22 protein-coding genes are annotated in these 23,080 nt (G+C 51.0%); 16 read left to right on the top strand and 6 right to left on the bottom strand.

Translation table 11 applies throughout. From position 1 onward, the window contains the following. Positions 1–93 precede the first annotated feature (93 nt). On the top strand, positions 94–1,020 hold the full coding sequence (pyrB, locus tag GJQ69_RS06825; protein WP_086036822.1) for an aspartate carbamoyltransferase: 927 nt from the start codon (positions 94–96) through the stop codon (positions 1,018–1,020). Further along, positions 1,014–1,445 carry an aspartate carbamoyltransferase regulatory subunit gene (locus GJQ69_RS06820; protein WP_086035398.1) on the top strand — a complete coding sequence of 144 codons (432 nt, stop codon included), beginning with the start codon at positions 1,014–1,016 and terminating at the stop codon, positions 1,443–1,445. The genes pyrB and GJQ69_RS06820 overlap by 7 nt, the downstream gene beginning before the upstream one ends. Before the next feature lie 87 nt (positions 1,446–1,532). Here GJQ69_RS06820 and GJQ69_RS06815 read toward each other — a convergent pair whose 3' ends face one another. After that, a complete protein-coding gene (locus tag GJQ69_RS06815) occupies positions 1,533–3,476 on the bottom strand; it encodes a fructose-1,6-bisphosphatase (RefSeq protein WP_174193336.1) in 1,944 nt (647 codons plus the stop codon). Between the two features lie 266 nt (positions 3,477–3,742). Here GJQ69_RS06815 and GJQ69_RS06810 point away from each other — a divergent pair, with 266 nt between their 5' ends. The 7 genes from GJQ69_RS06810 (at position 3,743) to GJQ69_RS06780 (ending at position 10,716) form a co-directional block, all read left to right on the top strand. Then, positions 3,743–4,672: a phosphate ABC transporter substrate-binding protein gene (locus GJQ69_RS06810; RefSeq protein WP_174193334.1), complete on the top strand. Its 930-nt coding sequence runs from the start codon at positions 3,743–3,745 to the stop codon at positions 4,670–4,672. A gap of 71 nt (positions 4,673–4,743) precedes the next feature. Next, positions 4,744–5,643 (top strand): phosphate ABC transporter permease subunit PstC, encoded by a 900-nt coding sequence (gene pstC / locus GJQ69_RS06805; RefSeq protein ID WP_086035401.1) that lies wholly within the window; start codon positions 4,744–4,746, stop codon positions 5,641–5,643. Continuing rightward, positions 5,640–6,542, top strand: coding sequence for a phosphate ABC transporter permease PstA (gene pstA, locus GJQ69_RS06800; protein WP_174193332.1), 903 nt, complete (start codon positions 5,640–5,642; stop codon positions 6,540–6,542). The genes pstC and pstA overlap by 4 nt, the downstream gene beginning before the upstream one ends. 23 nt (positions 6,543–6,565) lie before the next feature. Further along, a complete protein-coding gene (gene pstB / locus GJQ69_RS06795) occupies positions 6,566–7,471 on the top strand; it encodes a phosphate ABC transporter ATP-binding protein PstB (RefSeq protein WP_174193330.1) in 906 nt (301 codons plus the stop codon). A gap of 64 nt (positions 7,472–7,535) precedes the next feature. Beyond that, positions 7,536–8,213, top strand: coding sequence for a phosphate signaling complex protein PhoU (gene phoU, locus GJQ69_RS06790; RefSeq protein ID WP_086035403.1), 678 nt, complete (start codon positions 7,536–7,538; stop codon positions 8,211–8,213). Between the two features lie 44 nt (positions 8,214–8,257). Next, positions 8,258–8,968: a response regulator transcription factor gene (locus GJQ69_RS06785; protein ID WP_236849663.1), complete on the top strand. Its 711-nt coding sequence runs from the start codon at positions 8,258–8,260 to the stop codon at positions 8,966–8,968. Further along, positions 8,965–10,716 (top strand): HAMP domain-containing sensor histidine kinase, encoded by a 1,752-nt coding sequence (locus GJQ69_RS06780; RefSeq protein ID WP_236849662.1) that lies wholly within the window; start codon positions 8,965–8,967, stop codon positions 10,714–10,716. The genes GJQ69_RS06785 and GJQ69_RS06780 overlap by 4 nt, the downstream gene beginning before the upstream one ends. Before the next feature lie 36 nt (positions 10,717–10,752). Here the strand turns inward: GJQ69_RS06780 and GJQ69_RS06775 are convergent, their stop codons facing one another. Next, complete coding sequence (locus GJQ69_RS06775) at positions 10,753–11,154, bottom strand: UbiA prenyltransferase family protein (RefSeq protein WP_086035405.1); 402 nt, start codon at positions 11,152–11,154, stop codon at positions 10,753–10,755. A gap of 246 nt (positions 11,155–11,400) precedes the next feature. Between GJQ69_RS06775 and GJQ69_RS06770 the strand changes: the two genes are divergently transcribed. After that, a complete protein-coding gene (locus tag GJQ69_RS06770) occupies positions 11,401–12,555 on the top strand; it encodes an alanyl-tRNA editing protein (RefSeq protein WP_174193328.1) in 1,155 nt (384 codons plus the stop codon). A gap of 125 nt (positions 12,556–12,680) precedes the next feature. On the opposite strand, the gene GJQ69_RS06765 is transcribed toward GJQ69_RS06770, so the two are convergent. Beyond that, positions 12,681–13,934, bottom strand: a complete 1,254-nt coding sequence (locus tag GJQ69_RS06765) for an acetate/propionate family kinase (RefSeq protein WP_086035407.1) — start codon at positions 13,932–13,934, stop codon at positions 12,681–12,683. A 135-nt stretch (positions 13,935–14,069) separates the two neighbouring features. On the opposite strand from GJQ69_RS06765, the gene GJQ69_RS06760 reads away from it, so the two are divergent. After that, positions 14,070–15,275 carry a tRNA(Met) cytidine acetate ligase gene (locus tag GJQ69_RS06760; protein ID WP_086035408.1) on the top strand — a complete coding sequence of 402 codons (1,206 nt, stop codon included), beginning with the start codon at positions 14,070–14,072 and terminating at the stop codon, positions 15,273–15,275. Next, positions 15,272–16,207: a hypothetical protein gene (locus GJQ69_RS06755; protein WP_086035409.1), complete on the top strand. Its 936-nt coding sequence runs from the start codon at positions 15,272–15,274 to the stop codon at positions 16,205–16,207. The genes GJQ69_RS06760 and GJQ69_RS06755 overlap by 4 nt, the downstream gene beginning before the upstream one ends. A 188-nt stretch (positions 16,208–16,395) precedes the next feature. Here GJQ69_RS06755 and GJQ69_RS06750 read toward each other — a convergent pair whose 3' ends face one another. Together GJQ69_RS06750 and GJQ69_RS06745 are read right to left on the bottom strand one after the other, a co-directional pair. After that, positions 16,396–17,754 (bottom strand): PFL family protein, encoded by a 1,359-nt coding sequence (locus GJQ69_RS06750; protein ID WP_086035410.1) that lies wholly within the window; start codon positions 17,752–17,754, stop codon positions 16,396–16,398. A gap of 38 nt (positions 17,755–17,792) precedes the next feature. Then, on the bottom strand, positions 17,793–18,065 hold the full coding sequence (locus GJQ69_RS06745) for an ACT domain-containing protein (RefSeq protein WP_174193326.1): 273 nt from the start codon (positions 18,063–18,065) through the stop codon (positions 17,793–17,795). 318 nt (positions 18,066–18,383) lie between these two features. On the opposite strand from GJQ69_RS06745, the gene GJQ69_RS06740 reads away from it, so the two are divergent. From GJQ69_RS06740 to ispE, 4 genes are all read left to right on the top strand, one after another. Then, entirely contained in the window at positions 18,384–19,199 is an 816-nt protein-coding gene (locus tag GJQ69_RS06740) for a histidinol-phosphatase HisJ family protein (protein WP_086035412.1), read from the top strand. 137 nt (positions 19,200–19,336) lie between these two features. Then, a complete protein-coding gene (locus tag GJQ69_RS06735; protein ID WP_086035413.1) occupies positions 19,337–19,822 on the top strand; it encodes an Lrp/AsnC family transcriptional regulator in 486 nt (161 codons plus the stop codon). Beyond that, positions 19,776–20,999 (top strand): pyridoxal phosphate-dependent aminotransferase, encoded by a 1,224-nt coding sequence (locus GJQ69_RS06730; protein ID WP_086035414.1) that lies wholly within the window; start codon positions 19,776–19,778, stop codon positions 20,997–20,999. Before GJQ69_RS06735 ends, GJQ69_RS06730 begins: the two co-directional genes overlap by 47 nt. A gap of 12 nt (positions 21,000–21,011) precedes the next feature. Then, positions 21,012–21,899, top strand: coding sequence for a 4-(cytidine 5'-diphospho)-2-C-methyl-D-erythritol kinase (ispE, locus tag GJQ69_RS06725; protein WP_086035415.1), 888 nt, complete (start codon positions 21,012–21,014; stop codon positions 21,897–21,899). A gap of 88 nt (positions 21,900–21,987) precedes the next feature. Here ispE and GJQ69_RS06720 read toward each other — a convergent pair whose 3' ends face one another. Further along, positions 21,988–23,070: a GerAB/ArcD/ProY family transporter gene (locus tag GJQ69_RS06720; protein ID WP_086035416.1), complete on the bottom strand. Its 1,083-nt coding sequence runs from the start codon at positions 23,068–23,070 to the stop codon at positions 21,988–21,990. Positions 23,071–23,080: the final 10 nt, after the last annotated feature.

Genomic DNA, 23,080 nt, shown 5'->3' with positions numbered 1-23,080 from the left:
GCTTGTATGCCCAGAAAGCGGAACACAGATGACTGGCTCCCTTTCACCGCAGTCTGTTTCATGCAGGCAGGCTGCAAAAATACAGGAGGAAATATGGTAAGACATCTAATCGACCCGTTAGACCTGTCCGTTTCTGAAATTGATGATTTGCTGAACCTTGCAGATGACATTTCTGCGCATCCCCAGAAGTACGCACATGCCTGCGACGGAAAAAAGCTGGCAACTTTGTTCTATGAACCAAGTACCCGCACCCGCCTCAGCTTTGAAACCGCCATGCTGAACATGGGCGGCAGCGTTATGGGCTTTCATTCTGCTTCAACCTCCTCCGCAACCAAAGGGGAAAGTGTAGCAGACACCATTCGAGTAGTTTCCTGCTTCGCGGATATCTGTGCTATGCGTCACCCCAAAGAGGGTGCACCCCGCCGAGCCGCACACTTTTCCAAAATTCCGGTTATCAATGCCGGTGACGGTGGTCACCAGCACCCCACACAGACACTGACGGACCTGATGACCATTCGCTGCAAAAAAAGCCGCTTGCATGACTTAACCATCGGTTTGTGCGGTGACCTGAAGTTTGGCCGTACGGTACATTCCCTGATAAAGTCATTGGCACGCTATTCTGGCATTCGGTTTATCCTCATTTCACCGGAAGAGCTGCGGGTACCCGGCTATATTATTGACGAAGTCCTGCGGCCGCAGAATATTCCATTCCAAGAGGTCAGAAGTCTGGATGAGGTCCTGCCAAAGCTGGATATCCTGTATATGACCCGAGTCCAGAAGGAACGCTTCTTTAACGAAGAGGACTATGTCCGTCTGAAGGACAGCTATGTGCTAACGGCGGAAAAAATGAAAGCAGCCAAACCGGATATGTACGTTCTGCACCCGCTGCCGCGTGTCAATGAAATCTCACTGGACGTAGATGACGACCCGCGTGCCGCCTACTTTGACCAGGTCCAGAACGGTGTTTATGTGCGCCAGGCTTTGATTTTAAGACTGCTGGGGGTGAAGCTGCCATGCTGAATATTGATTCTTTACAGACAGGCATTGTCATAGACCATATCGAGGCCGGCACCAGTATGCGTATTTACGACCTGCTGCAGCTGGAAAAGCTGGACTGCTGTGTTGCTGTCATTAAAAATGCGCGCAGCAGCAAGTACGGCCGCAAAGATATTATTAAAATAGAGGGCAACGTAGATGTCGATTTGGACGTCCTGGGCTTTTTGGATCCAAACGTAACCGTTAACTATATTGAAAACGGACATATTGCGAAGAAAAAAACGCCGACACTGCCCAAGTATATTAAGAATGTTATCAAATGTAAAAATCCCCGCTGTATTACAACCATAGAAGAAGGCATTGACCAGGTTTTTCAGCTGTGTGACGAAAAAACACGCCGCTACCGCTGCATTTACTGCGAACAGGAATACAAGCGTCCTGTGGATTGATTAGAAAGAATGCAACAAAAGAGGAAAGGCAGACCACTAAAGCGGTGGCTTGCCTTTCCTCTTTTTCTATAATAAAGCGGCCGTGAATTATTTGCGAATCTTTTCTTTGCACTGGCCGGAACGGTAAGCTGCCAGGAGGTCTTCCAATTCCGCTATTTGCTGACGCAGTTCGGCGCCGGTGTCTGTGTCACCGACGGTCACGCGCTTTTTAACCGCTTCTACAATCTGTACCTTGGGGCTTTGCTCTTCCATTCGTTTGCCAGGAGCCAGCGGCATGTGCTGCGCCAGTGCTAGATAGTGTGAGTTGTAAACCAACGTATAGCCGCCGATGCCGGTCTGATTTTGGTAGGCTTTGCTGATGCCGCCGTCTATCATAAAGAGTTTTCCGCCAGCCTTAATGGGGGACTCTCCCTCTTTCAGACGAACGGGCACATGGCCGTTGATAATATGGCTGGTGGCGGGGTCCAGTCCGAACTCTTCCAGAATATTTTCACAGACTTTTTGGTCATCCAGATGGGTATAATAAGGATTCATGACCTCCACGCGTGTTTTCGGGTCGTCCAGAAAATACCGTTCAAACATGGACAGCTTGCTCTTTCCGAACAGAGGAGAAAGCGGACCGCACCACAGGTACCATGCGAAATCGGCGGCGTTTTGTTGGACGTGGCTGCCATGCGGCGAGAAGAACATCTGCCGCACAGTCGTATCTATGTAGTCAAAATAGGACTTGCCGCTGTATGTTTTGCCGTTAATGGAAACAGTGGCAAAGGAACCGTCCTTTTTCAGTGGAATGCAGCCATGATACAGCAGGTTTGAGTTACAGGACAGATACATGCTGCCGTTGGAGAACAGGAAGCGAATATGCCGCTGCAAGCGTTCCGAATGACTGAAAGAAGAAACCAGTGCGTGCATAAGCTCCTGCTCTTCCGCTGTCAGTTTCAGCGGGGATTTGGGGTTTACAGTGGGGAAGAGGGTGTCCCGCAGCGGATAGGTAGTACCATCTACCCGAGTGGTATTTGCGGTGAAGTCAATGCGTTCCAGCAGCAGACGGTTTTCCATATGGTATTCGGGGTGCCGGTGAATCAGCTGCTCTTCCAGCTTCAGCTGGATAATCGTGATGGCTTTGTGCATTTTTGCCGCCAGCGGCAGGTCAACGGGGTCATATTCGTTTGCATCCAGTGTGTGGGGAGAGAAGCAGGAGCAGGGGTCATCGGCATAAATGCGGGCTGCAAAATCGGACAGCGGGCGCAGGTTAATACCATAGCCGTCTTCCAGCACATCAAAGTTGTTGTAGCTAATGCCGAGGCGCACCACGTTGGCAACCAATGCCGGACTTCCGCAGGCGGCACCCATCCAGGACATATCGTGGTTGCCCCACTGAATGTCGATGTCTCGCTGCTCCATTAAGGCATCCATAATCACGTCCGCGTGTGGGCCGCGGTCGAACACGTCGCCGATAATATGTAGGCGGTCTACTAAAATGCTTTGAATCAGGTAGCACAGCGCAATAATGAAATCGTCCCCCATGCCGGTTTCCACAATCGTAAAAATGATTTCATGGGTATAATGCTGTTTGTTGCTGCCGCTTGCGTGCATCAATTCGTCTATGATGTAGGCAAAGTTTTCCGGCATTTTTTTACGGACTTTGCTGCGGGTGTACTTGCTTCCGGCATCTTTGCACAGCTCTACTAGGCGGTAAATAGTAATGCGTGACCAGTCGTCATAATTTTCTTTTTGGCGGTGTGCTTTTTCCAGTCCGGATTCCGGGTAATAGATGAGTGCAGCAAGCTCGTCCTGCTCATCGGTGCCAAGGCTCTGTTCAAATAAGTCGTTGATTTTCCGGCGGACAACACCGCTGGCGCTGCGCAGTTGGTATAGGAACGCACCGCTTTCCCCGTGCAGGTCACTGAAAAAGTATTCGGTTCCCTTTGGTAGGGTGAGAATGGCCTTTAGGTTAATAATCTCAGCGGCGGTGGCCTGTGCAGTTGGGTAGGTTCGGCTCATTAGCTTTAGGAAGCGTTCATCCTTCATGGTTACAAATCCTCTCCTTTTTTGGTGGCCTAATGCCGCCATGTCGAATGATTTTGTGACTGAAAAAAAGAAACAAATAAAATTTGCAAGCACTTTTTATAGATATTATACAATCTATTCATTATTGTAACCGCAAAGCACTAAAAAATCAATCTTAATCTGAATCTAATCCGCATTTAACATGGATTTTACACAGGATAAATAAAATGAAAATCGAACGCAGAGGGCAGAATAAAAGGAAACAAACAGAAAAGAGGGCCTTGGTTATGAAAAAAAAAGTAGGTTCTGTTTTAACAGGAGCCATGTGTATGGCGGTTTTCTTTGCGGGGTGTCAGTCGGCCGCGCCGTATTCCGGAACAGGCAGCGGTACAGGTGCTGTTTCCGGTACAGTGATTGGCTCCGGCTCCTCCGCACTGCTGCCGCTGGCGCAGAATGCGGCAAAAGCTTTTAAAGCCAAGAATCCGAATGTTTCGGTTACACTGAATGCCGGCGGTTCCGGCACAGGCCTAAAGCAGGTTGCCGACGGTTCGGTTGATATCGGCAATTCGGACGTTGCCGCCGCGGCCAAGCTTTCATCTGATAGAGCATCTGTACTGGTTGACCACAAAGTTTGTGTTGTTTCCATGGCAACGATTGTCAACAAGGACGTGGGGGACAAGGTTAAAAACCTGACCAAAGAGCAGTTAATTGATATTTTCACGGCAAAGACAAAGAACTGGAAAGAAGTTGGCGGGCCGGATGAACCGATTGTTCTGATGACGCGTCCAAAGACCTCCGGAACCCGCGCACTGTTTGCAAAATATGCGCTGGGGGGTAAGGAAGAGGCCTCAAATGCAGCCCTCGAAACTGACAACTCCGGAATTTTGCTGAAAAGCATTGAAGAGAATAAAGGCGCCGTCGGTTATGTTGCGCTCAGCTATCTGGTGGGCAACAACAAGGACCGTGTTTCCACCATTTCGATTGACGGGACGGCACCGACACTAGAAAATACCTACAACGGAAAATACCCAGTTTGGGGCTACGAGCATATGTACACAAAGGGTGAAGCCAAAGGCGCCGTAAAAGCATATCTCAATTATATTGTATCCAGTGAATACAGCGGCAAAATGGAGGAACTTGGCTATGGCGTAACTTCCAAAATACAATCGTCTGTTACCAACAGCCGCAACGCGGAAGAAAACAAATCCAGCAAGTAAAGAAACCCAGCGGAAAAAGGCGGACGTGCGCTGCCTTTTTTCATTGCAGAGAAAAGAGGAATGCAGAGCAAATGAAGGGAAAGCATAAGGTCAGGAAGGACAACGCCGGCCGTATTGTGGTGACCGCCTTCGGCATTTTTATGATTGCCATTACGTTCGCCATTGGAATTTTCCTTGCGTACAAAGGGCTGGGTACGTTTACAAAGTATGGACACAGTGTGGGGGAATTCCTGTTTTCTTCCCACTGGGACCCGGCGGATGATTTTACGGGCGGCGGCTCGGTCGGTGCGGCGGTTTTCATTGTCGGCTCACTGCTGACCTGCGGCTTGGCTTTGCTCATTGCGCTGCCGGGCAGCATCGCTTCCGCGGTGTTTATGACTGAAATTTCCCCGCGCTTTGGGGAACGTGTCTTTCAGCCCGCGGCGGAAATCTTTGTTGGAATCCCGTCCGTTGTGTACGGCTGGGTTGGCATGAGTGTGCTGGTGCCGTTTATCCGTCGTGTGTTTCACCTGCAGATGGGATACGGTGTACTCACGGCGGCAATCGTATTGGCAATTATGATATATCCGTCTATTACGACCGTTTCGGCGGATGCCATTCGCGGTGTTTCGCGCAGCTGCCGGGAGGCTTCCTATGGCTTGGGGGCCACCCGTTGGCAGACCATTTATAAAACGGTGCTGCCATCGGCTAAGTCCGGAATTTTTACGGGCATTATATTGGGGCTGGCACGCGCCTTTGGCGAAGCGCTGGCGGTGGCCATGGTCATTGGTCAGCGCAAAGCTTTTCCGGTCAATATCTTTTCACCGACGACCAACCTGACTGCGGCCATTGCCGCGGATATGGGCGGCGCGGCGGAAGGCGGCGAGTATAACACAGCATTGTGGACCATGGCACTGCTGCTGCTGCTGATTTCCCTCCTGTTCATTTTTCTGGTACATCTTATTTTGGGAAAGGCGGAAAAGGGAAAATGAAAAATAAAGAACAAGCACAGGCAGCAAGCCGACGCAGCCGCACAGCGGACCGCTTCATGACCGGTGTGTTTTACGCAGTGGCGGGCTTTTTCCTACTGTTGCTGCTCGCTTTTGTGGCGTACATTTTGATTAATGGCTTTCGGGATGCAACACCGCAGATGCTTTCCTTTACAGAGGACGGCGTGGGCAACCAACTGTTTAATACGCTTTATCTCGTCTTTTTAGCACTGCTTATCAGTGTCCCAATTGGCATTTTGGCGGGTATTTATTTGGCTGAGTACGCGAAGGACGGCCCACTAACACATTTTGTCCGCATTTGTGTGGAAGCGCTTTCTTCACTGCCCTCAATTGTCATCGGCCTGTTCGGCTATCTGGTATTCATTTTAATGACGCATTCCCAGTGGAACCTGTTTGCCGGTGCGCTGGCTGTTTCCCTTTTGTGTCTGCCGCTGATTACCACAACAACAGCAGACGCTTTTCGTGCACTGCCACAGGAGTATAAAGAGGGAAGCCTGGCGCTGGGCGCAACACACTGGCAGTCCATTACCAAAATGCTGCTGCCGGCCTGTGTCCCGCGCATTATGACCGGCGTCATTTTGGCCGCCGGCCGCGGATTTGGGGAAGCGGCAGCGTTGCTGTACACGGCGGGTATGAGTACCGACATCAACTGGAGCAACTGGAATTTGGCCTCGCCAACCTGTGCGCTCAACCCATTCCGCCCCGGTGAAACGCTGGCTTTGCAGGTATGGGCTTCCCGAACGGAATCGATTGCCGCCAATGCGACGCAGATTGCCAACTTCAGTTCCGCCATTCTTATCCTGTTGGTGCTGCTTTTCAGCCTGCTGGCACGTCTGCTTAACCGCCATTTGGACCGGAAAGCAACCGGTACCGAGTCATGAACCGAAAAATAGGGAGGTTGCGTATGAATAACGGAGAAATGACATGGAGCAGCAGTATCCGCACAGCGGCCGCTCCGCAGACAACGCAGCAGGAAAAAACTGCTGCACAGCTGGCAGATGGGGAAGAGGACAAAACGGTTTATGGGGAACTTTCCGGTATCGACCACGTCAAAGTCGGCATTGAAAATCTTAACCTGTACTATGAAAGTGCACAGGATTCCCTGCACGCGCTGAAAAATCTAACTATGCGGATTGCATCAAACCGCATTACGGCTTTTATCGGGCCTTCTGGATGCGGCAAGTCCACTTGCCTGAAAACGCTGAACCGTATGAATGATTTGGTCCCTGGCTGCCGCATTACCGGCTCCATTACAATAGACGGACAGGACATTTATGCACCGGATATGGATGTAACCCTGCTGCGCAAACGGGCAGGCATGGTCTTTCAAAAAGCCAACCCCTTTCCCATGAGCATTTATGATAATATTGCCTATGGACCACGCATTCACGGTACTAAGAACAAGGCAAAACTGGACGAGATTGTGGAAACCAGCCTAAAGGCAGCGGCCCTGTGGGACGAAGTAAAAGACCGGCTGAAAAAAAGCGCGCTGGGTATGTCCGGCGGGCAGCAACAGCGGCTGTGCATTGCACGGGCGCTGGCTGTGCAGCCAGAAATTCTATTGATGGATGAACCCACCAGTGCGCTGGACCCAATCTCTACACTGAAGATAGAGGACCTGATGGACGACCTGCGCAAAAAGTATACGGTCGTTATTGTGACACATAATATGCAGCAGGCGGCCCGCATTGCGGACAATACAGCATTTTTTCTGATGGGGCATTTGGTGGAATACACAAATACAACCGCTATGTTTAATAACCCCACAGACGCACGCACCGAGCGCTATATTACAGGCCGTTTCGGCTGACAAAGACCGGGCGGAGATTTGGACAGAATGCAGTCAGTATGCTATGATAAGGGAGGCAGTCAAGTTGCCCAGAAAACATTTTGACCAGGAGCTGGAACAGCTTACACAGAGAATTACCGAAATGGGAGATGCCATTCACGAACGGATTGTGTCTACTATCCGTGTGCTTCGTACCGGGGATACCGAACTTGCCCGGCAGATTGCAGGAAGTGACGGCAGCATTGACCATATGGAAAATGAAAACGAGAAGCTTTGCCTGAACCTAATTGTCAGTCAGCAGCCGATTGCCAGTGACCTGCGCACCATTGCCGGCAGTTTAAAAATCCTGACGGATATGGAGCGGGAAGCGGACCAGTGTGCGGACATCTGTGAAATGGTTGCTGCCGAGGGGTTGTCGGACAGCCAAAGCTTGCCGCTTAGCCATATCGTTGCCACACTGGAAAAAGTGGATAATATGTTTTCTGGAGCGATGGATGTTTTCCTAAGCCAAGATGTGGAGCGGGCCAGAGAAATTTGCCAAGCCGATGACGAAGTGGACGCTCTGTTTGGGAAAATTGTATTGGAAGTTTGCACGTCCATTGCGCAGAATTCGTCCCATGTCATGCGTGACGCGGATTTATTGTTCATTATTAAATATGTGGAACGCATGGGAGACCACGCAACCAATATCGCGGAATGGGTTATCTATATGGTAACAGGGGAACACAAAGATTTAAATAAAGGTGGGAAAATTATTCCCTGACGGGCTTTCCTGTAAGAGAAATGCCGGAAGAGGAGGAACAGGCAGTGGCACTGGTGTATATCGCAGATGATGAACGGAATATTCGAAAGCTGATTGCATTTGGCTTAAAAGACGCCGGCTTTGAAACCGGCGAATTTCCGGACGGAGAAACGCTGCTGCAGGGCATCCGTCTGCGGCGGCCGGATGCCGTCCTGCTGGACTGGATGATGCCGGGAATGGATGGTCTGCAGATATGTCGTGCTCTGCGGCAGAACGAGAAAACACACGCGATTCCCATTTTGATGCTGACCGCAAAAGGGGAGGAAATTGATAAAGTTCTGGGCCTGGAAATGGGCGCAGATGACTACATAACAAAACCGTTCGGCATAAAGGAATTGTGTGCCCGTGTGCGTGCGGTGCTGCGGCGTGCTTCTCGGCAGCCGAACGTGCCGGAGTCGGTCCTGAATGGGGCGGGCATTCATGTGGACGTTACCCGCCATACCGTACAAAAAGTTGGGCAGGAAGTGGAGCTGACCGCAAAAGAATTTGACCTTTTGTGTATGTTGATGCGTCACGCGGGCAAGGTTCTTACACGGGACACCCTGTTGGACAAAGTCTGGGGTGTGGCCTATTTTGGCGATACCCGCACTGTGGACGTTCATGTGCGTTACCTGCGTCAGAAAATAGAAGATAATCCGGACAATCCCACTCGAATCCTGACTGTGCGCGGTGTAGGCTACAAATTTTGTACACAGGAGGCGGCTGAGAACACTTGAAAAAGAAAATGGCGCTGCTGAATGTTCTGATTGTTGTGGTCAGCTTTGTGGCAGCTTTTTTGTTATGCGCTTTTCAGCTGCGCAGCCAGTATCAGCGGGAATTCAGCCGACGGCTGGACGCGGTTCTGTCCCTTTCTTCGTTGGAGTCCGAGCAGTTTGCAGAAAATCCGCAGAAGGAAGCACAGAGGCTTGGCAGTGCCCTGCAAAAAGCAGGGCAGCAGGTGCGTGTCAGCATTATTGAACGAAGCGGCCGTGTGATTGGGGACAGCGAATGTAAGGATATCCACGAAAACCACTTGCAGCGGCCGGAGGTACAGCAAGCCCTGCACAGCGGCCGCGGCTATGACCTGCGTCAGAGTGAAACCACACATGAAGGGTATTTGTATGCGGCACAGCGCGTGAATGCCCAGTATATTCTGCGTGCAGCGCTGCGCACAACCGAAATGGATACGGCCATGCGGAATTTGGCGGTCACAGCGGGTATTTGTTTGGCTGTCGGCATTTTCATTGCATGTGCGGCAACACTGCCGATGCTGTCCCACACGTTTCAGCCGCTTCAGGAACTGACCAGTGCGGCGGAGGAAATCAGCCGGGGAAATTACAGCAGCCGAATGTCTGTAAAGAATCCCAATGATGAGGTAGGCAGACTGGCACGCTCGTTTAATCGAATGAGCTGCAGTACCGAAAATGCCATACTAGAGCTGCGCCACAGCCAAAGCCGTCTGAAAAGTTTGCTGGAAGGCATGGACGACGGTGTACTTGCCATTGACGGGGAGGGACGCGTCCTGTTCTTTAATGAACGGCTTCGAAAGTTGCTTTCCTGTCCCAATCTGGCGGTCGGTTCGTCCCTTGACAGCAGCCTGCTGTTAAATCATGTTGGCAGAGTTATGCAGCAGGCACGAATAAGCGGCGTACCCTATAAGGAACAAATTGCCGGTGTGACGGAGGGCCAGCAGTTTACCGTGTATGCGGCGGTGGCGGAAGAGGATAAATGTGTTTTGGCTGTTGTCAGTGACATCAGCCGCATGAAGCGCTTAGAGCAGATGCGCAGTGAATTTGTGGGCAATGTCACCCATGAGCTGAAAACACCGCTGACCTCTATCCGTGCCAGCATCGAGCTGCTGAAAAGCGAAAATCGTGATGCCGAAACCCGAGCCTATTTTTACGATGTGCTGGATATGGAAGCGGAACGTTTGCAGCACCTGATTGACGATATGCTGGCGCTTTCCCGTTTGGAAAATATGCGGGAGGACCCGGCGGCGCACCCTGTCAGTGTAGCGAAAGCGGTTGCTGCCAGCGTGAAGCGGCTGAAGCCCGCCGCACAGAAAAATGAGGTCACTGTCAGCTGTCAGGTGGACCCTGCGCTTTATGTCTGCTGTTCTCCCATGCGGCTGGAGCAGCTGTTTGGCAACCTGATTGAAAATGCGGTCAAGTATAACCGGCCCGGCGGCACCGTTACGGTGACGGGTGCAGTACAGCGGGAGGCCGCTGCTGTGCGGGTACAGGATACGGGAATAGGGATTGCGCCGCAGCATATTCCGCGTCTGTTTGAGCGGTTTTACCGGGTAGATACCAGCCGATCCCGTGAAATCGGCGGTACGGGATTGGGACTTTCTATCGTGAAGCACATCGCCGTTTTATACGGCGGTGATATCAGTGTGGAAAGCAAGGTCGGGGAAGGCTCCACCTTTACGGTACGTCTGCCGCTGGCCTGCCCGAAAGCAGAAAACAATAGCCTGCCGGATTAAAAAAGAAGGTCCTCGCTGTTTTGCGAAGACCTTCTTTTACGCTTTTTTAATAAATTCTGTTTTACAGACTGGACATTTAATGCAGATCTTTCCGCGTCCACGCGGAACACGTAGGGTGGCTTTGCACTTTGGGCAACGGTAGTAGCGATAGACCTTGCGGTCTGCCCAGCGTGCGCGCCCGGTTTGAAAAGAACGGAAAACTGGCTGCATGATAGAAAGGAATTTTTGATTTTCCGCCCAGCGCTTTTCATTTTTACGGGACAGCATACGGTACAGTGCGAACAGCAGGACCGCAGTCGACAGAACTGCAAAAATCAGGTAGGGCAAACCGTGAAGGAACAGACAGACAACATTGAGGATAAGGAACAGTACAAACAGCCCCAGCATCAGTTGGTCAGGACCATGGCGCCCGTACATGAACCTCTGCAGCCAATTCATATAATACCACCTTCTATAAAAATGAAAAAATTCGTCTTTGTTATCGATTGTACAACAGGGACGGCGCTATTTCAATGAGATATAAAGTAATTTTAAACATTCTTTACAACTTGTTCAAGAAAGCCGGACAGGAATTTATCTGCATCTGCGGGAATGACTTTATATTTCAATAAAGGAATTATATATCCCTTTCCCATGCGGTATAATGTAGGAAAAGAAAATTTATACAGCCGAGGTGTTCGTGTTTTGGAAACTGCAAAACTGTATTATGAAAATAGCTATCAGCGTACTTTTCGTGCAAAGGTGCTTTCCTGTGAAAAAACAAAGTCTGGCTGGCAGATTGTCTTGAACCGCACTGCTTTTTATCCGGAAGGCGGCGGACAGCCGGGCGACCAAGGTGTGTTGGACCGCGTAAATGTGCTGGATACACATATCAAGGACGGCTTGATTCTGCACCAAACAGACGCACCTCTTCCGGTTGGCAAGCAGGTGACCGGCGGCATTAACTGGCCACTGCGCCGTTCGCGTATGCAGGAACATACAGGTGAGCATATTCTTTCCGGTGTGCTGCACCGCTTTTTCGGTGTTACCAATGTCGGCTTTCACATGGGCAGTACCTGTGTGACGCTGGATTTGGACAAGCCGCTGGATGAAAGCCAGATTCTGCTGGGGGAGCGTCTTGCCAATGAGGCCGTTTACCAAGACCTGCCGGTGCAGATAAGTTACCCGGACGCGGAAACATTGAAAACGCTGGACTATCGCAGCAAAAAGGAACTGACCGGCCGTGTGCGCATTGTAACGATTCCCGGCTATGATGTCTGCGCTTGCTGCGGCACACACGTCGCGCACACCGGTGAAGTCGGTATGGTCAAGGTGCTGAATTGGATGCACTACAAGGGCGGTGTACGCATCTTTATGCTGTGCGGCAGCCGCGCGCTGAAAGATTACAGCGGCCGCCTTGCTGACATCAGTGCGGTTTCCAATCTGCTTTCCGCAAAACCGGAGAAGGCGGCGGAAGCCGTACAGCATGTTCTCGAAGAAAAAGACACCCTGCAGCGCCGGCTGGATAGCGTACAGAACGAACTTTTCACTGTCAAGGCAAACGAAGCCACACCGGGTGAAAATGGCCTTCTGTGTTGTTTTGAAGATGGTTTGCGGCCGGATGATCTGCGCCATTATGCGTCACTGCTGGCGTCCAAGTGTCCGCGTGCAGCAGCTGTTTTCAGCGGAAAAGACGGCAGGTATCGTTTTGTTTTGGCCAGCGAAAAAGAGGACGTGCGTCCGCTGGGCAAAGAAATGAGTGCGGCGCTGAACGGCCGCGGCGGCGGCAAACCAAATTTCATACAGGGACAGGTACAGGCTTCCTGCACCAAAATTGAAAACTGGTTTGCACAAAAATAATCAATCAATTTTTGTCCTTTGGAAGGCAGCAAAGACTGGACAGAAAAAAGGCCTTGCAGAGAATACTCTGGCAAGACCTTTTTGTTTCAAAAATTTCTGCTTTTTATGACAAGGGACCGGAATAATTAGATGTCTTCCGGGTCGACAACTGTCTTATCTTCTGTCTTTGCGTAGGTCAGTTTATCAACAATGTCACGGGTATCGCGGGCAATCATCAGTTCCTCGTTGGTATTGATGACATACACTGGTACCAGAGAATCAAATGCGCTGATTTTGCCTTCTTTGCCAAGCTTTGTTGCATCGTTTGCCACACCGTCAATCTTAACACCCATGTAGTGCAGATAACGGCAGACGTTGTAACGCATGACAGGCTGGTTTTCACCGATGCCTGCTTCAAAGGTAATGACATCTACGCCGTTCATAGCAGCAGCGTATGCGCCGATGAACTTTGCAATCTGATAGTTCAGAATCTGATGAGTCAGGATTGAACGGTGTTCGCCGCGGATTTCTGCATTGGTGACATCACGGTCATCCGCATAGCCGGAAACACCCAGCATACCGGATTTGCGGTTCAGGATGTTGTCCATCTGGTCCGGTGTCAGGTTTTCTTCTTTCATAATATATGTAACAACGGAGGGGTCCAGGGAGCCGGAACGTGTGCCCATCATGAAGCCGTCCAGAGGCGTCAGGCCCATGCTGGTATCTACTACTTTGCCGCCCTCAATAGCTGTAATGGAGGAGCCGTTGCCAATGTGGCAGCTGATAATCTTCAGGTCTTCAATTGGTTCATGCATCAGGTGGGCAACATGCATGGAAACATAACGGTGGCTGGTGCCGTGGAAGCCGTAGCGACGGATTTTGTACTTTTCGTAGTATTCCCACGGAATCGGATAGATAAAGGCCTTTGCGGGCATGGTAGAATGGAAGCTGGTATCAAATACAACAACTTCCGGCATGTCTTTGCCAAAAACTTCCTGGCAGGCATTGATGCCGTCCAGTTCGGGGCGGTTGTGCAGTGGTGCCAGCGGAATAAGGCTTTCAATGCCTTTCTTCACTTCATCAGTGACAAGAACAGAGGACTTAAACAAATCGCCGCCCTGCACAATGCGGTGGCCAATCGCGGAAACCTCACTCAGGTCTTTGATGACGCCATAAGTTTTGTCCACCAGAACTTTTGTGACCATCTCAAAAGCGGCCTTATGATTGGGAATGGAAACATCCTCACCCATTTTGCGGCCGTCAGCAGTGGTCACACCAAAGTGACCATTTTCCTGACCGATGCGCTCACAGTTGCCTTTGCACATCATTTTTTCCGTATCCATATCAATCAGCTGATATTTCAAAGAAGAACTGCCCGCATTGATGACAAGAACTTTCATTTTTGGAACCTCCATTATTCATTTATTCATTTTCTATGTCATTCAGCTTGGAAAGAGCCTAAATACGGTATTATAATAATACAAAAAGCATAGAAATTCAAGTCCGGTAATTGTTAAAAAGGGAGAAAGGAACCCATGCAGCTGGCAATCATTATTGCAGAATATGACCCATTCCACCGCGGCCATATGGCGCTGGTGCGTGCGGTGCGTGCGGCGGGTGCCACCCATGTGGCGGCCATTATGAGCGGCAGCTTTTTGCAGCGGGGCGCGGCGGCCTGCTTTTCCAAGTGGGCGCGAACCCGACAGGCCCTTGCGGGCGGCGTGGATTTGGTCGCCGAGCTGCCGGTTCCATGGGCTGTTTCCGGTGCGGAAACTTTTGCGCGGGGCGGGGTGGCACTGGCGGATGCGCTGGGCGCGGATATGCTGGCCTTTGGAAGTGAATGCGGCAGTGCAGACCAGTTGCAGCGTGCCGCGGAAGTGCTGCTGTGCCCGGAATTCGGTTCCCGGCTGCGGCGGCTGATGAAAGACGGCACGCCGTTTGCCGTGGCCCGGGAAGCAGCCGTGACTGCGCTGGCAGGGGCGGATACGGCTGCACTGCTGCGTACGCCCAACAACATTTTGGGAATTGAGTATTGTAAGGCAATGAAAATACAGCAAAGCCGTATGCAGCCATTTACCATCTGCCGGCAGGGAGCAGAACACGGCAGTATGTCCGAAAGCAGCATTCCTTCTGCCAGCCGTATCCGAACATTGGTGCAGAGCCATGGAAACTGGGCCGATGCACTGCCGGAAGGAAGCGCCGCCGTTGTGCGGCGGGAACTGCAGGCGGGCAGGGCACCAGCCTCTCTTGACCGGCTGGAGCGTGCAGTCCTGTATCGTCTGCGCACTATGTCACGCGCGGAATATGCCAGCTTGCCCGACCTTTCCGAGGGGCTGGAAAACCGGATCTTCAAGGCGGCACAAAGGGCGTGTTCGCTGGAAGAATTGTTTCGCCTCACAAAAACCCGGCGCTACAGTCTGGCACGGCTGCATCGGGTGGTGCTTTCTGCTTTTCTTGGCTTGCGTGCGGCAGACAGTACCGATTATCCGCCCTATCTGCACATCTTGGGCTTCGGTCCCGGCGGCCGGCAGGTCCTTGCCTGTGCCGCGGGGAAGGGTGCACTGCCTCTGCTGACACATACTTCCGACAAACAAAGACTTGACAGCACGGGGCAAAACGTGCTTTCATTAGAACGCAGAGCAACAAATATCTGGGCACTGTGCTGCCCAAGACCATGTCCGGCAGGGCTGGATGAAACTGCTGGAATACTGGTACTTGAAAAAGGTGAGTGTTGTACATGAGTATCGATGTCAAGGAAGTGGAGTACAGTAACTACGGCCGATGCCTGCGCATCAGCAACCACTTTATTGATGTACTGGTTACCATTGACTTTGGCCCGCGCATTGCCCGTATCGGCTTTTTGGACGGTCCCAACCTGCTTTACTGGGATGAGGAGAGAAGCCACGTCTTTGCCAATGAAAAGCTAAAAGCCTATTATGGACCGAAAGCGGCATTTTATGAATATGGCGGTCACCGTATCTGCCCTGCGCCGGACCGAATGCCGCAAAGCTATTACCCGGACAACGAACCGGTTGTTTACGGCCTGCTGAACGGCGGTGTCAGCTTTACACCGCCGCAGCAGAAAAAAAATGACCTGCAGCTGTCCTTTGACGTTATGATGGGGGCAGATGCCTCTGACCTAATGATTGTCAATAAGCTGCGGAACTGTTCCCATGAAAAGAAGCGTTTGTCTTTATGCGGCAGCACCATGCTGGCGCCGGGCGGTATAGTGGTTATTCCGCAGAACGTTGGCAGTGAGGAAAAACACATGCCGAACCGGAACTTCAGCCTATGGCCTTTTTCCAGTTTCCGGGATGAGCGGCTGTCACTGGGGGATAAGTATATTTTGGTACGGCAGTCCCTGTATGGAAAGAATTTAAAATTCGGTGTGAATGACCTGCAGGGCTGGGTTGGATACTCCAATCACGGCTGTACGCTGGTTAAGCGCTTTGTTCATGCGGTGGGGCAGCCGTATCCAGACTTTGGTTCTTCGCTGGAAACGTATATCTGCGACGACTACGCGGACCTGCGCACGCTTTCGCCTCTCTACACAGTAGAGCCGGGGGAGGGCATTCGTCATGTGGAAAATATCGCATTGTTTCATTCGCCGGACCTGCAGATGAATCTGCCGGAAGCAACGGTAGATGACTTTGTGTGTCATTTGGGTATCTAGGTGTTTCCCGGCGGCAAAGTACAGCGGACGCACGTTTGCGGGCCTATTCGGTGGAATCGACGTCATTGCTTTCGGGTATGAAGAACCTCCTATATCCAGACGAAAATCTATTTGAAACGGCCGATTGATAGGCAAAACAGCACTTCGATATTTTATCGAAGTGCTGTTCTTTATCTAATCACATCAATTTAGTTTTTCAGGCTCTGCATGGGTGCGGGCAGACGGCCGCCGCGGTCGATAAATTTCTTTGGAGACCAGCGGTTGACTTCCATAACTGGGCTGTGACCAAACAGGCCGCCAAAGTTGAGGTCGTCGCCGGCTTTTTTGCCGATGGCCGGAATCACACGCACAGCGGTCGTTTTGAGGTTGACCATGCCGATGGCGGCTTCATCCGCAATAATACCAGAAATCACTTCAGGAGGCGTATCGCCCGGGATGGCTATCATATCCAGTCCAACACTGCACACGGCCGTCATGGCTTCCAGTTTGTTGATTGTCAGACAGCCGCACTTTGCCGCGTCAATCATACCGGCATCTTCTGATACAGGGATAAAGGCACCGGACAGACCGCCAACATGGGAGCTTGCCATAATGCCGCCTTTCTTTACAGCGTCATTCAGCAAGGCAAGGCAGGCGGTCGTTCCACAGGCACCACAGCGCTCCAGTCCCATTTCCTCCAGAATATGCGCGACTGAATCACCCACGGCTGGCGTCGGTGCAAGGGATAGGTCCACAATGCCAAACGGCACACATAGGCGGCGGCTGGCTTCCTGTGCCACCAGCTGTCCCATACGGGTGATTTTAAAAGCGGTCTTTTTCACAATATCCGCCACTTCACTAAGGTCGCCGTCCGGGCACTTGTGCAGTGCAGCGCGCACGACACCGGGGCCGGATACGCCGACGTTAATGACGCAGTCCGGCTCGCCAATGCCATGCATGGCGCCTGCCATAAAGGGGTTGTCCTCGGGTGCGTTGCAGAAAACGACCAGCTTGGAGGGACCGATGCAGCCCTGGTCCACGGTTGCTTCTGAACATTTCAGGACGATTTGCCCCATTTTTTTAATGGCGTCCATATTCAGGCCGGCTTTGGTGGTGCCGACGTTGACACTGGAGCAGACACAGTCTGTTTCCGCCAGAGCCTGCGGAATGCTGTCAATTAAAGCATAGTCGCCGGGACCGAAGCCTTTCTGCACCAGTGCGGAGTAGCCGCCAATGAGGTTGACGCCGACCGCTTTGGCGGCACGGTCCAGTGTCTTGGCAAAGCGCACGGGATTCCGGTCCTGACAGGCACCGGCCACAATGGCAATCGGTGTGACGGAAATACGCTTATGAATAATGGGAATTCCGTAGTCCTTGCTGATTTCTTCGCCGGTCTGCACCAGCTTGCCGGCATAGCGGCAAATTTTGTCGTAAATTTTATCACACGCGCGGTCCGGGTCGCTGTCGATACAGTCTAGCAGCGAAATACCCATGGTGATGGTGCGTATGTCGAGGTTATCATTGTCAATCATCTGGATAGTTTCCAGGATATCATGGGTGTCGATCATAATTCTTTATACCGCCTCACTACTGTATTTGCAGGTATTCAAATCTTGTGCATGGCATCGAAAATATCTTCATGCATAACGTGAATGGTCAGGTTCTCTTTCTTGCCCATTGCACTGAAAGAGTCAATCAGCTGGCTGAAAGGAACTTTCAGGTCAGTAATGTCTACCAGCATAATCATAGCAAACAGGTCCTGCAGAACGGACTGGGTGACCTCCAGCACATTCACACTGTTTTCCGCACAGATGGCTGAAACCTTTGCGAGAATTCCCACCATGTCCTTGCCCAGTACAGTTATAACGGCACGCCGCATAGATTTTTCCCTCCACTTTCTCTTTCTGCGCTTTTTTGTACGCAGAAGCCGGTATAGATTGCGTTTTGTGATTGAAATGACTGAAAGAAACAATAAAAATGCATAAGTTTATTATGAACGTGAATCGGTAAATTGTCAATGCCCTGTCAAAGTGTTCAAAATATTCGGTGGCATCTATGGCAAAAAAGGAACCTTGAAGGTAGGATTTTCTTTTTGGTTATGCTACAATAAAAAGAGTTGTTTTTGTACAGAAAGGTTTCTGTTATGGGGCGGAGGCCGTTCTGCGTTTATGTTATACCAGAGAGGAGCATTTGGTTTATGCGGTATCGCTATACATCGGATTCCCACTGCCATACGGACTGCAGCTTTGACGGCCACGACTCGGCTATGATGCTGTGCGACAGTGCTGCACGGCAGGGCCTCTTTTCTTTGACAATAGCAGACCACTGCGAGTGTAATGAGTACTGGACCAAAGAATACGACCGAGTAGCGCTGCAGTCTTATTTCGAGGCGCGCCGGGCACAGGCTGCCTTCCGCGGCAGATTGCATGTACGTGCGGGCATAGAGCTGGGGCAGCCGCTGCAGGACGTAAAGGCTGCACAGCATGTGTTGAGCCAGTGCAATTATGATTTCATTTTGGCCAGCATTCACAACGTCACGGGACAGCCGGATTTTTATGATTTGGATTATTCCACCTGTGACATTTATGCCCTTCTGCACCGTTATTTTGCGGAAATGCTGGAAACAGTGAAGTGGGGACAGTTCGATTCACTGGCACATATGACTTATCCATGGCGCTATACCGGCGGCGAGCATAATGCCATGCACATCGATTATGCACCCTTTCGGGAGGAAATCGATGCCGTGCTGCGGGAACTGATTGTCCGCGGAAAAAGTTTGGAGGTCAACACCAGCGGCCTGCGCCAGCGTATTGGGCGCACCCTGCCGGACAGCCCGATTCTGAAGCGCTACCAAGAGCTTGGCGGTAAGCGGGTAACACTGGGCAGCGACGCCCATCGCTGGGCCGACGTGGCCAGCGGCATTGAAGATGGCCTGCGTATGCTGGAAAATCTAGGATTTACACATTTTGCCCTTTATACAGGTCGGCAGGCGGAGATGTACCCGATTTCCTGAATAAAAAAGCGGCGAAAAGCAAAAAATGCAGCTGCTTATGAGGAACCGGTGTGCTATAATGGAGCAAATAAAAGAGAAACTGCATTTTTCTGTTTCAGACTGGAATAGAAAAACAACCTGAGGAGTGAATGAAATCAATGGATAGACTGCTGACTTTGCTGAATGAGAATGCTCGCCTGACAACCCACCAGCTGGCGGTTATGCTGGACAAAACCGAAGAAGAAGTGAGCAACGCCATCACCCAGTACGAAAAGAGCGGCGTTATCCGCGGCTACAAAGCTGTTATCAACTGGGAAAAGGTGGATGGGAACAACGCCATTGCCATTATAGAACTGCGGGTTTCTCCCAAACGGGAGCGTGGTTTTGATGAAATTGCCGGCAAAATTATGAGCCTGCCGGAAGTGGACAGTGTTTACCTTGTTTCCGGCGGCTATGACCTCGGTGTCATTATGCACGGCGGCAGTATGCAGGAGATTGCCATGTTTGTCATGCGCCGGCTTTCCACGCTGGACAGTGTCCTTTCTACTACCACGCACTTCGTCCTGACACGCTATAAGGCGGACGGTATTGTCATGAATGCCGCCGAGGAAAAGGACGAGAGGAGGGACCTGTTCTGTGATTGACTACACAGAACGCCTGAACTCAAATATTCAGGCACTGAAGCCTTCCGGCATCCGTAAATTCTTTGATATTGCGAGCGAGATGGAAGACGTCATATCCCTTTCTATCGGCGAGCCGGATTTTGTTACGCCGTGGCATATTCGGCAGACGGGCATTCGCTCTTTGGAGGACGGTAAAACATTCTACAGTCCAAACCGCGGTTTTATGGAACTGCGGGAGGAAATCTGCCGGTGGTTTCAGCGGCACTACCATATTGCCTATGAACCAAAAACCGAATGCTTGGTCACTGTTGGGGGAAGCGAAGCAATCGACAACTGTATTCGTGCACTGATTCAGCCCGGAGACGAGGTGTTGATTCCGCAGCCCAGTTTTGTCTGCTATCAGCCTTTAACGGAAATGGCAGGCGGTGTGCCGGTTATTCTGGAAACGAAAGCGGAAAACGGTTTTCGTCTGACACCTAAGGAATTGAAGGCAGCCATTACGCCCCGCACTAAACTGCTGATTCTGCCTTACCCCAACAATCCGACCGGTGCTGTTATGCGCCGGGAAAACCTGAATGCCCTTGCCGACGTGCTGCGCGGGACGGATATTCTTGTCATGTCCGATGAAATTTACAGTGAGCTGACATACGGGGATACCCGCCACGTCACTTTTTCAGATATTCCGGATATGCGTGAGCGCACAATTGTTGTCAACGGCTTTTCCAAGGCATTTGCAATGACCGGATGGCGCCTGGGCTATGCACTCGGGCCGGCACCTATTATTCAGCAGATGACAAAGCTGCACCAGTATGCTATTATGAGCGCGCCGACCATGAGCCAGCTGGCGGCGGTCGAAGCTATGCGCAACGGGGACAATGACTGCGTTTATATGCGGGAACAGTACGATATGCGCCGCCGTTTGATTGTAGATGGGTTCAACAAGCTGGGTCTGTCCTGCTTCGAGCCGGAAGGGGCTTTTTATGTATTTCCATGTATTCGTTCGTCCGGCCTTTCCAGTGAGGATTTTTGTGAAAAATTGATTCATGAAGAACATGTGGCCGTTGTGCCGGGCAATGCGTTTGGGGACTGTGGCGAGGGCTTTGTTCGTGTGTCCTATTCCTATAGTATTAAACATATTACAGAGGCCCTGTCCCGCATCAGGCATTTTATGCAGAGCCATCACGCGAATACATTGTAAGGAGGATGCTTCATGCTGCAGGAACCGGCTTTTGCCAAGCTGAATCTTTCGCTGGATATTACCGGCCGGCGCGTGGACGGGTATCATCTTCTTTCCATGGTCAATGTCAGTATTTCCCTGCATGACACGCTTTCTTTTTCCCGCGGCGGAGAGGGACTGCAGGTCCTTTGCAAACCGGATTCCGCTTTGTCCGCCGTACCCGGTGCCCCTAATGTGCCGGAAGGAAAAGACAACCTGGTCTTTCGTGCGGCGGAGGTGTTTTTTCAGCTAAGCGGCATACAGGACCAAGATGTGTGCATTGCAGTTCAAAAACGGATTCCCAGTCAGGCGGGGCTTGGCGGCGGCAGTGCAGATGCAGCGGCGGCGCTGCGCGGTTTGTGCCGTCTGTATGGTTGTGCGATTCCGGCGCCGCGGCTGTGCCGTGCGGCAGAGTCCATTGGTGCAGACGTACCGTTTTGTGTACAGGGAGGTACGGCACGTGTGGAAGGCATTGGGGAACAGCTGACGGAGCTGCCGGCCCTGCCGCCCTGCTGGTTTGTGGTCTGTAAACCTGCTGCCGGTATCAGCACAGCTATGGCATACCGCCGTGCCGATGAAGATGGCCTGCCCCCGCAGCGTGGAACACCAAGAGTGGAAGCGGCTCTGCGCCGCGGCAGCCTGGCAGCAGTGGGGCAATCTTTGTGCAATGCCTTTCAGACACTGATTCCATTGCCGGAAACAGCGGATATTCGTGCGCGGCTGTTGCGGGCCGGTGCGCTGGGTGCCTGTATGACGGGTTCCGGCTCTGCCGTTTTCGGTTTGTTCTGTACAAAACCGACGGCACAGAAGGCGCTTGAAGAGGTGCAGCAGAAGTATCCCTGCGCATTCCTATGCATACCGCAGGATAAGCTGCAGTTTTAATTAAAACCCATCAGAAAGCTTATCTGCCGAGCCTTTGGCCCGGCAGATTTTTTATGCTATTTTCTAAGCAGGGCGCCGCCTGATTCCATCAGGACCTGCTTCGGCAGGTCCATTTTATGCGCAAAAGGGATATGCAAGGCAGAAAAAATTCAAATATTGACAGAATAAATGGTTCGGTTTTCTGTGCAAAAACAATATGCCGTGGAATGGATGGGAAAATCTGGGATGCAATCAGCGCCATCAGCACGCTGACAATCACGGCCATTATCTTCGGATGAGATTTTTGATTTGTTAGCTGGGAAAAACCAGACAGCAGAACAGATTCAAGAAGTGCGATTTTGAAAAATTCAAGGGTTATCAGAATAACCGCATAAACAACGTCCATTCCCTGAAAAACTTCTGAAAATCCGGACAGGCGAAGTGTCTCATAAGCTGGAACAACAAACGACTTTGCCATATTTCCCCATACAGCAGTATCTCTGATAATTACTGCAATCATAAACAAGCTTCCAGTCCAAAGCCCTTTGGTCAGTATTTTGGAAATCTCATTAGGTTTGCAGACATTGGGAGCAACCATCTGTAAAACGGCACTGCTAAGCGGAATAAAGGAAGTAATCCAAGCACTTTGCAGGATGCTTTTCGGCGCAGTTGTTAAAACTGGAAGTAAGTTGTGCCAGTTCACTTTGCTGCTGACTAATATTGTTGTTACAATGAAAGCAATAAAAGTTATCCATGAGAAAGCGGCACTGTACCGAACAATAACCCTTAAACCTTTCATGACTGCCCAGCCGCAAACAATCATAAAGGAAACAAGGATTACAACAGTGGGTGTTTCAGGCAGAATGCTCAGGCCTACAAAGTCACCTATATCGTGTAAATTAACAGATGACAGGAACAGAAAATAAAGCAGATAAAAAAGCGAAAGGATTTTTCCAACTTTGCGACCATAAAGAATAGAATTGATCTCAACCAAAGTTTTACCGGGAAAATGTTGCATAATGGCTATATTTATTCGCAGAGACAGGAAGGCAATTCCGCTTCCTAAAAGGAGTGCAAACCAAGTATCTCTGCCGGAAATGCCGAATGAGAAATTCATAACAATCGAAAATGATTGTATATAGCATATTATGGTATAAAATAGTTGTGAACTGCTGATTTTCGTCTTTTTCATAGCCGCCCCT

The sequence above is a fragment of the Caproicibacterium lactatifermentans genome (assembly GCF_013315815.1).
GTDB classification, from domain to species: Bacteria; Bacillota; Clostridia; order Oscillospirales; family Acutalibacteraceae; genus Caproicibacterium; species Caproicibacterium lactatifermentans.
This window is presented reverse-complemented; position numbering and strand designations above follow the sequence as displayed.

What these genes read in the sequence shown, in the direction of transcription:
- GJQ69_RS06735 (WP_086035413.1), top strand. Translation starts at nt 19,337, where the DNA reads ATGGATAGACTGCTGACTTTGCTGAATGAGAATGCTCGCCTGACAACC.
- pyrB (WP_086036822.1), top strand. Translation starts at nt 94, where the DNA reads ATGGTAAGACATCTAATCGACCCGTTAGACCTGTCCGTTTCTGAAATT.
- GJQ69_RS06815 (WP_174193336.1), bottom strand. Translation starts at nt 3,476, where the DNA reads ATGAAGGATGAACGCTTCCTAAAGCTAATGAGCCGAACCTACCCAACT.
- GJQ69_RS06745 (WP_174193326.1), bottom strand. Translation starts at nt 18,065, where the DNA reads ATGCGGCGTGCCGTTATAACTGTACTGGGCAAGGACATGGTGGGAATT.
- GJQ69_RS06740 (WP_086035412.1), top strand. Translation starts at nt 18,384, where the DNA reads ATGCGGTATCGCTATACATCGGATTCCCACTGCCATACGGACTGCAGC.
- pstC (WP_086035401.1), top strand. Translation starts at nt 4,744, where the DNA reads ATGAAGGGAAAGCATAAGGTCAGGAAGGACAACGCCGGCCGTATTGTG.
- GJQ69_RS06750 (WP_086035410.1), bottom strand. Translation starts at nt 17,754, where the DNA reads ATGATCGACACCCATGATATCCTGGAAACTATCCAGATGATTGACAAT.
- pstB (WP_174193330.1), top strand. Translation starts at nt 6,566, where the DNA reads ATGAATAACGGAGAAATGACATGGAGCAGCAGTATCCGCACAGCGGCC.
- GJQ69_RS06720 (WP_086035416.1), bottom strand. Translation starts at nt 23,070, where the DNA reads ATGAAAAAGACGAAAATCAGCAGTTCACAACTATTTTATACCATAATA.
- GJQ69_RS06810 (WP_174193334.1), top strand. Translation starts at nt 3,743, where the DNA reads ATGAAAAAAAAAGTAGGTTCTGTTTTAACAGGAGCCATGTGTATGGCG.
- GJQ69_RS06765 (WP_086035407.1), bottom strand. Translation starts at nt 13,934, where the DNA reads ATGAAAGTTCTTGTCATCAATGCGGGCAGTTCTTCTTTGAAATATCAG.
- GJQ69_RS06820 (WP_086035398.1), top strand. Translation starts at nt 1,014, where the DNA reads ATGCTGAATATTGATTCTTTACAGACAGGCATTGTCATAGACCATATC.
- pstA (WP_174193332.1), top strand. Translation starts at nt 5,640, where the DNA reads ATGAAAAATAAAGAACAAGCACAGGCAGCAAGCCGACGCAGCCGCACA.
- GJQ69_RS06775 (WP_086035405.1), bottom strand. Translation starts at nt 11,154, where the DNA reads ATGAATTGGCTGCAGAGGTTCATGTACGGGCGCCATGGTCCTGACCAA.
- GJQ69_RS06760 (WP_086035408.1), top strand. Translation starts at nt 14,070, where the DNA reads ATGCAGCTGGCAATCATTATTGCAGAATATGACCCATTCCACCGCGGC.
- GJQ69_RS06730 (WP_086035414.1), top strand. Translation starts at nt 19,776, where the DNA reads ATGCCGCCGAGGAAAAGGACGAGAGGAGGGACCTGTTCTGTGATTGAC.
- ispE (WP_086035415.1), top strand. Translation starts at nt 21,012, where the DNA reads ATGCTGCAGGAACCGGCTTTTGCCAAGCTGAATCTTTCGCTGGATATT.
- GJQ69_RS06755 (WP_086035409.1), top strand. Translation starts at nt 15,272, where the DNA reads ATGAGTATCGATGTCAAGGAAGTGGAGTACAGTAACTACGGCCGATGC.